Below are 9,120 nucleotides of genomic sequence, written 5' to 3' on the forward strand. Positions count from 1 at the left end.
CGCTGCACAACATGGCCTTCCTGCGCGAGGGTCTCACCGACCCGGCCAAGAACGCGGCGGTCGGCAAGCTCACGGCCATTGCCGATGAACTCGGTGGCAGCGTGGCGCAGCTGGCCATTGCATGGATCAACCGCAACCCTCGCGTCAGCACGGTGATCCTGGGCGCCAGCAAGCTCGCGCAGCTGCACGACAACATTAAAGCGCTGGAACTGACCCCGAAGCTCACGCCCGACGTGCTGGCGCGCATCGACGCGGTGACCCTGCCGCTGGCGACCTGAGTTTTCTCAGCCCCCTCCCTGCCGCCCCAAGAGGACGGGGCGCGCCAAGTGCCACGAAGTAGCCCTTGCGGGGGGCCATGGGGGCAGCACCGCAGGTGCGTGGGGGTTGTCATCCCAGACCTCGCCGGGCCGCCCCAAGAGGGTTGGGCGCCCCCTCGGGGGGCAGCACCGCAGGTGCGTGGGGGTTGTCGTTATCTCAGCGACCCGCCGCGATGCATCGCCAGGGGGTCGATCTTGGTGGCCGGGTGCGCCGGCTCCACCGGCTGCAGCGCGCGACGTGCGGCGGCGCGCTTGTCGGCCGCCGCGCGGCGGCGGTTGTCGGCCACCATGTCCATCTGCAGGCGCACGAAGTTCGCCAAGTCTTCGACGCGCGCAAGGCCGCCGAACCACACGCCGGTGCGCGGCAACTTGATGGCCTTCTCGTCGCGCAGCATCAGCGCCAGATAGCACGAACCGGGCTGCGCCCAGGCCGGCAGGCCCGGACAGGCGAATCGGCGCTCGACGACATTGACCTCGCGCAGCTCGGAGACGGCCACGCGCCGCGTCGAGTGTTGCCAGCCGCGTTGCCACGACACGAACTTCACGCTCGCGGCAGCGCGCTCCCAGCGCCACAGGTCCCAACCGAGCGCGGCCAGCCAGACCAGTGGCGCCGGCCAGAGCGGCCAGCGCGCGAACTGCCACGCCGCTGCCAGCAGCCAGCCGCTCACGACGAGTGCCGCGCCCACCGCCAGCAGATCGGGCTGGCCCGCTGTCCAGAGGCTGCGGTGGTAGACGACGGAGTCGGTGTGCTCGCCCGACACCGGCGCATGCGCGAGCCAGGCCGTGCGCAGGCCGCGCACCACGGCACGCTCGGCGACCAGCGCGAGCGCCGCGAACGCCAGCCACATCAATGGCGCAGCGAACATGCCCATGGCGATCAACTCCCGTCCTGCAATTCCTGCCAGCGCTCGGGCGTGCCGACATCGGCCCAGCGCCCGGTGTAGAGGCTGGCGCCGACGCGGTCCTGCGCGATCGCCGCATCGAGATGGGGGCGCAGCGGCGACTTCTCGCCGCGCTTCACGCCCGCCACCAGGGACGATTGGAACAAGCCGATGGTCGAGTACGTGTAACGAGTGATGACGCGGGCGTCGGCGGCGGCGAGCAGGCGGCCGGCGGGGTCGAGGCCGAAGTCGCCGTGAGGGTGTTGCGGCGGGTTGGGCACCAGCCACAGGTGTGCCAGGTCGCCGCTGGCCGTGAAGTCGGTCACGCAGTGGGCACCGAAGCGGAAGTCGGGCGCATGGATGTCGCCGGCCAGCACCCAAAAGGTGTCGCTTTGCAACAGCGCCAGTGCCTTGGCGATGCCGCCGGCCGTTTCCAGCGCGCCGCCGTGGTCGCGGCCTTCCATCGAATAGCGGATCGACAGGCCGAAACGCGCGCCGTCGCCGAGCAGGGCGGGAAATTGTTCTTCCAGCCAGGCGGTGTTGATGACGACCTGGCGCACGCCGTCACGCGCCAGCGCTTCGAGCTGCCATTCGATCAGTGGCCTGCCATGCACCGGCAGCAGCGGCTTGGGCGTGCGGTCGGTGAGCGGGCGCATGCGCTCGCCGCGCCCGGCGGCCAGGATCAGCGCGGGCATCTGTTTCATGCGCGGGTGCCGCGCTGCACAGCGTGACGCACGACTCGTCGCGGGGCAAACGCGGCCAGCAATGCGGCCAGCGCCACCTCGGCGCGTGCCGAGTTGTCGGCGTGGCGGTGGCAGACGTAGACGTCGAGCGTCACCGCGTCGAGCTCGGGCCAGGTGTGGACGGCCAGGTGCGACTCGGCCAGCAGCAGCACGCCGGTCACGCCGCGCGGCTCGCCGTCATGGTCGGCAAACTTGTGAAAGCGCTCGCCCACCGGGGTGAGGCCGGCCGCGTCGGCGGCGCCCAGGCACAGTGCGCGCAACGCATCGGCATCCACCATCGCGAGCGCGTCGCGACGGCAGCCGTTCAGATCGGCAGTCAGGTGCAGTCCATGCATGGCCAGGCGGCTCGCTAAAATCGCTGATTCTGCCGCTCGCTGCGGCTCCTTCAGGCCGCTTCGGCGGCCTCCTCGCTGCCCGGCCGCTTCGGCGGGCCTCCTCGCTGCCCGGCCGCTTTGGCGGCGACTTTTTCTTCAGACCCCATGGCCGTCCTCGAAACCCGCCCGCTTGCCGATGATCGCGCTGCAACGGCCCCCACCACCCTGATGGCCAACGCGATCCGCGCCCTGGCGATGGACGCCGTGCAGCAGGCCAACTCCGGCCACCCGGGCGCACCGATGGGCATGGCCGACATGGCGGTGGCCCTGTGGGGCCGCCACCTGCGTCACAACCCGGCGGACCCGCGCTGGGCCAATCGCGACCGTTTCGTGCTGAGCAACGGCCACGCCTCGATGCTGGTCTACGCGCTGCTGCACCTGAGCGGCTACGACCTGCCGATCCGGGAGCTGAAGAACTTTCGCCAGCTGCACAGCAAGACGCCGGGCCATCCCGAGGTTGACCTCACGCCCGGCATCGAGACCACCACCGGCCCGCTCGGCCAGGGCCTGGCCAATGCGGTGGGCATGGCGCTGGCGGAGAAGTTGCTGGCTGCCGAGTTCAACCAAGAGGGCGATGGCGGCACGCATGTCGTGGTCGACCACCACACCTACGTGTTCCTGGGCGACGGTTGCCTCATGGAGGGCATCAGCCACGAAGCCTCGGCGCTGGCCGCTGCCTGGAAGCTGGGCAAGCTGATCGCGCTCTACGACGACAACGGCATCTCCATCGACGGCCCGGTCGCACCCTGGTTCGTCGACGACAGCGCCCGGCGCTTCGCGGCCTACGGCTGGAACGTGATCGGCCCGATCGACGGCCACGACTCGGGCGCGGTCGACGCGGCCATCACAGCGGCCAAACGCAGCACCGACCGGCCCAGCTTCATCGTCTGCAAGACCGCCATCGGCCAGGGCTCGCCCAATCGCGCGGGCACCGCCAAGGCGCATGGCGAACCGCTCGGCGCCGACGAAATCGCGCTCACGCGGCAAGCGCTGGCATGGCCTTACGAGCCCTTCGTGCTGCCCGAGGCGGCCTACGCGGCGTGGGACGCGAAGGCGCGCGGCGCGGCGCTGCAGTCCGACTGGGACGCCGCCTTTGCGCGCTACCGCGCCGCGCATCCGCAACTCGCCGACGAGTTCGAGCGCCGCATGGCCGGCAGGCTGCCGGTCAACTTTGCGCAGATCGCCGTCGACGCTGTGATCGCCGCGCACACCCAGGCCGAGACCGTGGCCAGCCGCAAGGCCAGCCAGCTCGCGCTGGAGGCGTTCACGGCCGCGCTGCCCGAGCTGCTCGGCGGCTCGGCCGATCTGACCGGCTCCAACCTCACCAACACCAAGAGCACGCCGGCCTTGCGCTTTGACGCCAGCGGCGCACCCAACGGCGGGCGCCACATCAACTACGGCGTGCGCGAGTTCGGCATGGCCGCGGTGATGAACGGCGTGGCCTTGCACGGCGGCTTCATTCCCTACGGCGGCACCTTCCTCACCTTCAGCGACTACTCGCGCAACGCCATCCGCATGGCCGCGCTGATGAAGCAGCGCGTGATCCATGTCTTTACCCACGACAGCATCGGCCTGGGCGAAGACGGGCCCACGCACCAGAGCGTCGAGCATGCGGCCAGCCTGCGCCTCATTCCCAACCTCGACGTGTGGCGCCCGGGCGATACCGCCGAGACAACAGTGGCATGGACCAAGGCGCTGCTCAACACCGACCGACCGACGGCGCTGCTGTTGTCGCGCCAGAACCTGCCCTATGCGCCCAAGAGCGGGCTGGACGAGATCGCGCGTGGCGCCTACGTGCTGGCCGAGCCGGCCGAGGTGGGGCTAAAAAAGAAGGCGCAGGCGGTAATCATCGCCACCGGCTCCGAAGTGCAGCTCGCGCTGCATGCTCAGCAGCGGCTGGCCGCGGACGGCATCGCCGTGCGCGTGGTGTCGATGCCGAGCACGACCACCTTCGATCGGCAGGACGCTGGTTACAAGAAGAGCGTGCTGCCCGCAGGCCTGCCGCGCATCGCGGTGGAAGCGGGCGTCACCGACTTCTGGTGGAAGTACGGCTGCGCGGCGGTGGTGGGCATCGACAGCTACGGCGAGTCGGCCCCGGCCGGCGTGCTGTTCCAGCACTTCGGGTTCACGGCCGAGAACGTGGCTCACACGGTGCTCGAGGCTCTGTCCAAGTCAGCAAATACCAAGGAACGCTCATGACCATCAAAGTCGCCATCAACGGCTACGGCCGCATCGGCCGCAACGTGCTCCGCGCTCACTATGAGGGTGGCAAGAAGCACGACATCCAGATCGTCGCCATCAACGACCTGGGCGACCCCAACACCAACGCCCACCTCACGCAGTACGACACCGCGCACGGTCGCTTCCCCGGGCAGGTGACGGTCGACGGCGACCACATGGTCGTGTCGATGGACGGCAAGACCCCGGGCGACCGCATCCGCGTGCTGGCCATCCGCAACCCGGCCGAGTTGCCGTGGGGCGAGATGGGCGTGGACGTGGTGATGGAATGCACCGGCTTCTTCACCACCAAGGAAAAGGCCTCCGCGCACATCAAGGGCGGCGCCAGGAAGGTGATCATTTCCGCGCCCGGCGGCAAGGACGTGGACGCGACCATCGTGTTCGGCGTCAACCACCAGGTCTTGAAAGCCAGCGACACGGTGATCAGCAACGCCAGCTGCACCACCAACTGCCTGGCGCCGCTGGTCAAGCCCCTGAACGACAAGATCGGCGTCGAAACCGGCCTGATGACGACGATCCATTCCTACACCAACGACCAAGTGCTCACCGACGTCTACCACGAGGACCTGCGCCGCGCGCGCTCGGCCACGCAGTCGATGATCCCCACCAAGACCGGTGCCGCCGCCGCGGTGGGTCTGGTGCTGCCCGAACTCAACGGCAAGCTCGACGGCTTTGCGATCCGCGTGCCGACCCTCAATGTCTCGGTGGTTGACCTCGTCTTCACCGCCAAGCGGGCCACCTCGGTCGAGGAGGTCAATGCGGTACTGAAGGCCGCCAGCGAGGGCGAACTCAAGGGCATCCTGGCCTACAACACCAAGCCGCTGGTGAGCGTGGACTTCAACCACGACCCGGCCTCGAGCACCTTCGACGCGACGCAGACGCGCGTTTCGGCCGACGGCAAGCTGGTCAAGGTGCTGAGCTGGTACGACAACGAGTGGGGATTCTCCAACCGCATGCTCGACACGACCGTGGCCTTGATGGCGGCGAAATAAGCCGCGACGAACCGCGGGGCCGATCGCCGCGGCGTGCAGCCGAGAGCCCCGCAAGGGGGCTTTCGTGCTTTGCGCCGCGCGGCGCGGCGGGCGCCCGGCATGCTGCGCGGAGCTGGCGGCGCGTTGACGCTTGTCCCCCGTCCAGGCCGCTGCCACGTTGAGACTTCTACACTGGCTCCTCGTCTGCTGACCCCCACCCACCATGTCCCGCACCTCGTTGTCCCATCGTCTTGCTGCACTGGCCTCGGGCCTGGGCATGGTTGTCGCGCTGGCCTTGCAGGCCGCACCCGCTCAGGCCGCCCCGCGCGTCGCCGACGCCCGGGTGATCATCAAACTCGACGCCGACGCGTATCCGCTCGACAACGACCTGCTCGACCGTCAACTCGTCGTGATGGGGCGCCGCCATGCCGCGAGCCTCGCGGTGCAGCGACCGCTCGGCGAGCGGGTGCGGCTTGTCACCGCCAGCGGCATCAGTTCGGCCGCACTGGCCCAGCGCTTGGCGGCGGAGCCCGGCGTGGCCTATGCGGTGCCCGACGCGCGCGTACGCCGCCTGGACGTGCCCAACGACACGCGCTACACATCCGGCGGCGCCGCCGGCCCGGTCGTCGGGCAGTGGTACCTCAAGCCGCCCGACAACCAGGTCTACGCGGCGATCGACGCGCAGACCGCGTGGGACACGACCCGGGGCAGCGCCAGCGTGGTGGTCGCGGTGCTCGACTCGGGCGTGCGCTACGACCACCCCGACCTCGCCGGCAAGCTCTTGCCTGGCTACGACTTCATTCGCGACGCGCGGGTCGCCAACGACGGCGATGGCCGCGACGCCGATCCGAGCGACCCGGGGGACTGGGTGACGCAGGCCGACATCGACAGCGGCATCGTCGGAGCCGACTGCAAGCCTGAAGACAGTTCCTGGCACGGCACACAGGTTTCCGGCCTCATCGGCGCGGCCACCAACAACGGCGTCGGCATAGCGAGCGTCGGCCGCAACGTGATGGTGCTGCCGGTGCGCGTGCTCGGCAAGTGCGGCGGGCTGGTGTCGGACATCGTCGAAGCGATGCGCTGGTCGGTCGGCATTGCGGTGGTGGGCGTGCCGGCCAATCCGACGCCCGCACGCGTCATCAACCTGAGCCTGGGCGCCGATGGCGTGTGCAGCGCGGCGTTCGCCGACGCCATCGCTGCGGTGATCGCCCAGGGCGCGGTGGTGGTGGCCTCGGCCGGCAACAGCGCCGGGCATGCGGTGGTGTCGCCGGCCAATTGCGCGGGCGTCATCGGTGTCGGGGGCGTACGGCACACCGGCACCAAGGTCGGCTTTTCCGACCTCGGGTCGGAACTGTCGATCGCGGCGCCGGCCGGCAATTGCGTCGACCTCACCGGCCCCTGCCAATACCCGATCCTCACCACCAGCAACGGCGGCAAGACGACCCCGGGCGCATCGATCTACACCGACAGCACGAACTTCACCGTTGGCACCAGCTTCTCGGCGCCGCTGGTCGCTGGAACCGCGGCGCTGTTGTTGTCGGCGCGTCCTGGCCTGACGCCGGCCCAGGTAAAGCAGCTGCTCGAGGGCAGCGCCTTTCCTTTCCCCAACAGCGGCGCCGAGGCCGGCGTCAAGCAATGCACCGCGCCGCAGACCTCCGCCAGCGGCACGCCGATCGACCAGCTCGAGTGCTACTGCAACACTGCCACCTGCGGCGCCGGCCTGCTGGACGTGCGTGCCGCCGTCGTGGCGGCCACCACCGCGCTGGCGGTGATCCAGCTGTCGCCGGCCAGCCCGCAAGCCCAACAGGCGCTCACGCTCGACGCACGCGGCTCGCTGCTGCAGGCCGGTCGCTCGATTGCCACGGTGGTCTGGACCATCACCGACGGTGGCGGCATCGTCAACCCGGGCTCGGCGAGCGGGCCGACCTTCAGCGTTACGCCCTCCGGCGCAGGCAGCTTCGTCGTCGCAGTGACGGTGAGCGACAGCGCCGGTGTCAGCGCCAGCACCTCGCGCCTCGTCAGCGTCGCGGCCGCCAGCCCGCCGCCCCCGAGCAGCGGCGGTGGCGCGCTCGGCGGCGGTTATCTGCTGGCGCTGCTGGCCGCCGTGCTGGCGGCGCGGCGCGTGGTGTCGCGTCGGCCTTAGGCAGCCGGCGCCGATCTGGCCCTAAAGCCCGGTCGGTTGGCAGGGGCCGAACGGTTTGCCGCGCAGGCGGTCCGGGCCCAGCGCCGCCAGCGCCGATTGCTGGAGCGCATCGGCCTGCGCCACGCGCAGCACGCGCAGCGCCGGGCCGCCGACCATGGTGCGGGCGGTGTGCACACCACGCTCGACCAGAGCGGTTAATTCCAGTTCGGCCGCGGGCCGCGCCGCATGGCGGCTCAGCACCAGCAGCGGTGCGCCGCTGGCGGTGGGCAGCTGCTGCGGCGTAATGCCGCGGCGGCGCAATTCGTCGCGCTTCTTCTGCAGCAGCTCGGTGTCGACAAAGGGCCCCATCACCACCCACCACGGCGCCGCGATCTCGCGCACCGCCCAGGCGCCGCCGGGCAGGGCGGACTTGACGCTGGCCTCGGCCAAGGCGAATTCGGTGACGTTGAACGGACCGGCTTCCAGGCATTCAAGTGCCGCAACCGCCACCACCGCTTCGACCGTGCCGGGCGCCGTCGCCGCGCTGGCGGGCAGGGGGCGCGGCGCGGGCGCCTCGGCGGGCATGAGTTCAATGGCTTCAGGGCGCACCTGCAGGCCGAGGCGCTGTGGCTCGCGCTCGCCTTCTGGGCGCGCGCCGATCACGCCATGCAGGGGCTCGAGCCAGCCCTGGCGCCACGCCCAGAAGCCGGCGTTGGCCAGTAGCAGCGCGAGCACGATCCACCTCAGCATGGCCGCACGCTCACTTCGGCACTGCTGATGAGCCGCAGGCCGGCGTCGGTCTGCAGCCGCAGCGCGCCATGCGCATCGACGCCGTCGGCCACGCCGCTGGGCGCGGCGGCGTCACTGGTGTGCAGCAGCCGGCCGCGCAGTGCGTCGCGCACCGCGAAGCGCTGCGCGAAGGCGCCGAAACCCTCGCGTTCGAAGCGCCCGAGCGCATACACCAGCGCCGGTGCCAGCCGGGCCAGCAAATCGGGGGCGTGCGACTGCGGCTCCAGCTCACGCCAGCCTGCAGTGGGCTGGGTCAGGCCGTCGCGCGGCGTGGGCATGGCCAGGTTCAGGCCCACGCCCACCACCGCGTAGCGCCGCCGCTCGTCGGCGTGCGCGCGGGGCAGCGGCAGCGTCTCGATCAGCACGCCGCCGAGCTTGCGGCCGGCACCGTACACGTCGGGCAGCCACAGATCGTTGGGCCACTTCAGCCGCACGCTCGGGTGCAAGGCCTCGGCCAGCGCCACGCCGGTGGCGAGCGACAGGCCCGACCAGTCCACCGGGGCCAGCTCCAGCCCGAGCGAGAAGGTGAGCGACGCCTCGCCGTCGCTGAACCAGGGCCGCCCGAGCCGCCCGCGCCCGCCGCTCTGGCGCTCGGCCACCAACAGGCAGGGCGAACTGTCGCCCGCGCGCGCGCGCTCGAGCAGCCGGGTGTTGCTGGAATCGGTTTCGGCCAGCACCTCGATGG

The 9,120-nt window shown here is 70.6% G+C and carries 9 protein-coding genes; 4 read left to right on the top strand and 5 right to left on the bottom strand.

The genetic code is table 11. From position 1 onward, the window contains the following. Positions 1-278 (top strand): aldo/keto reductase (locus RMO12_RS05475; protein WP_309638512.1); only part of this gene is annotated, 278 nt, incomplete at its 5' end. Positions 279-469: 191 nt separating this feature from the next. Here the strand turns inward: RMO12_RS05475 and RMO12_RS05480 are convergent. Genes RMO12_RS05480 through speD form a run of 3 tightly spaced genes read right to left on the bottom strand, consistent with a single transcriptional unit; the run spans position 470 to position 2,276 of the window. Further along, positions 470-1,189, bottom strand: coding sequence for a hypothetical protein (locus tag RMO12_RS05480; protein ID WP_309638513.1), 720 nt, complete (start codon positions 1,187-1,189; stop codon positions 470-472). Positions 1,190-1,194: 5 nt separating this feature from the next. After that, positions 1,195-1,902 (bottom strand): N-acetylmuramate alpha-1-phosphate uridylyltransferase MurU, encoded by a 708-nt coding sequence (murU, locus tag RMO12_RS05485; RefSeq protein WP_309624151.1) that lies wholly within the window; start codon positions 1,900-1,902, stop codon positions 1,195-1,197. Further along, complete coding sequence (gene speD / locus RMO12_RS05490) at positions 1,899-2,276, bottom strand: adenosylmethionine decarboxylase (RefSeq protein ID WP_309638514.1); 378 nt, start codon at positions 2,274-2,276, stop codon at positions 1,899-1,901. Before speD ends, murU begins: the two co-directional genes overlap by 4 nt. Positions 2,277-2,483: 207 nt before the next feature. Between speD and tkt the strand changes: the two genes are divergently transcribed. The 3 genes from tkt to RMO12_RS05505 all read left to right on the top strand — a co-directional run bounded on the left by tkt (position 2,484) and on the right by RMO12_RS05505 (position 7,667). Beyond that, the gene (gene tkt, locus RMO12_RS05495) at positions 2,484-4,514 is read left to right on the top strand and encodes a transketolase (protein WP_309638519.1); all 2,031 of its coding nucleotides are present in this window, start codon (positions 2,484-2,486) and stop codon (positions 4,512-4,514) included. Beyond that, positions 4,511-5,545: a type I glyceraldehyde-3-phosphate dehydrogenase gene (gene gap, locus RMO12_RS05500; protein ID WP_309638515.1), complete on the top strand. Its 1,035-nt coding sequence runs from the start codon at positions 4,511-4,513 to the stop codon at positions 5,543-5,545. The genes tkt and gap overlap by 4 nt, the downstream gene beginning before the upstream one ends. 202 nt (positions 5,546-5,747) lie before the next feature. After that, the gene (locus RMO12_RS05505) at positions 5,748-7,667 is read left to right on the top strand and encodes a S8 family serine peptidase (protein WP_309638516.1); all 1,920 of its coding nucleotides are present in this window, start codon (positions 5,748-5,750) and stop codon (positions 7,665-7,667) included. A 21-nt stretch (positions 7,668-7,688) separates the two neighbouring features. Here RMO12_RS05505 and RMO12_RS05510 read toward each other — a convergent pair whose 3' ends face one another. Together RMO12_RS05510 and RMO12_RS05515 are read right to left on the bottom strand one after the other, a co-directional pair. Further along, positions 7,689-8,396 carry an SPOR domain-containing protein gene (locus RMO12_RS05510; RefSeq protein ID WP_309638517.1) on the bottom strand — a complete coding sequence of 236 codons (708 nt, stop codon included), beginning with the start codon at positions 8,394-8,396 and terminating at the stop codon, positions 7,689-7,691. Beyond that, positions 8,390-9,120 (bottom strand): biotin--[acetyl-CoA-carboxylase] ligase (locus tag RMO12_RS05515; RefSeq protein ID WP_309638518.1); only part of this gene is annotated, 731 nt, incomplete at its 5' end. The genes RMO12_RS05510 and RMO12_RS05515, both read right to left, overlap by 7 nt.

Source organism: Methylibium sp. (genome assembly GCF_031393925.1).
Classification (GTDB): Bacteria; Pseudomonadota; Gammaproteobacteria; order Burkholderiales; family Burkholderiaceae_C; genus Methylibium.

Bases quoted from the DNA above. Each gene is read 5' to 3' on its own strand.
- RMO12_RS05480 (WP_309638513.1), bottom strand. From the start codon at position 1,189: ATGGGCATGTTCGCTGCGCCATTGATGTGGCTGGCGTTCGCGGCGCTC.
- murU (WP_309624151.1), bottom strand. From the start codon at position 1,902: ATGAAACAGATGCCCGCGCTGATCCTGGCCGCCGGGCGCGGCGAGCGC.
- speD (WP_309638514.1), bottom strand. From the start codon at position 2,276: ATGCATGGACTGCACCTGACTGCCGATCTGAACGGCTGCCGTCGCGAC.
- tkt (WP_309638519.1), top strand. From the start codon at position 2,484: ATGGCCAACGCGATCCGCGCCCTGGCGATGGACGCCGTGCAGCAGGCC.
- gap (WP_309638515.1), top strand. From the start codon at position 4,511: ATGACCATCAAAGTCGCCATCAACGGCTACGGCCGCATCGGCCGCAAC.
- RMO12_RS05505 (WP_309638516.1), top strand. From the start codon at position 5,748: ATGTCCCGCACCTCGTTGTCCCATCGTCTTGCTGCACTGGCCTCGGGC.
- RMO12_RS05510 (WP_309638517.1), bottom strand. From the start codon at position 8,396: ATGCTGAGGTGGATCGTGCTCGCGCTGCTACTGGCCAACGCCGGCTTC.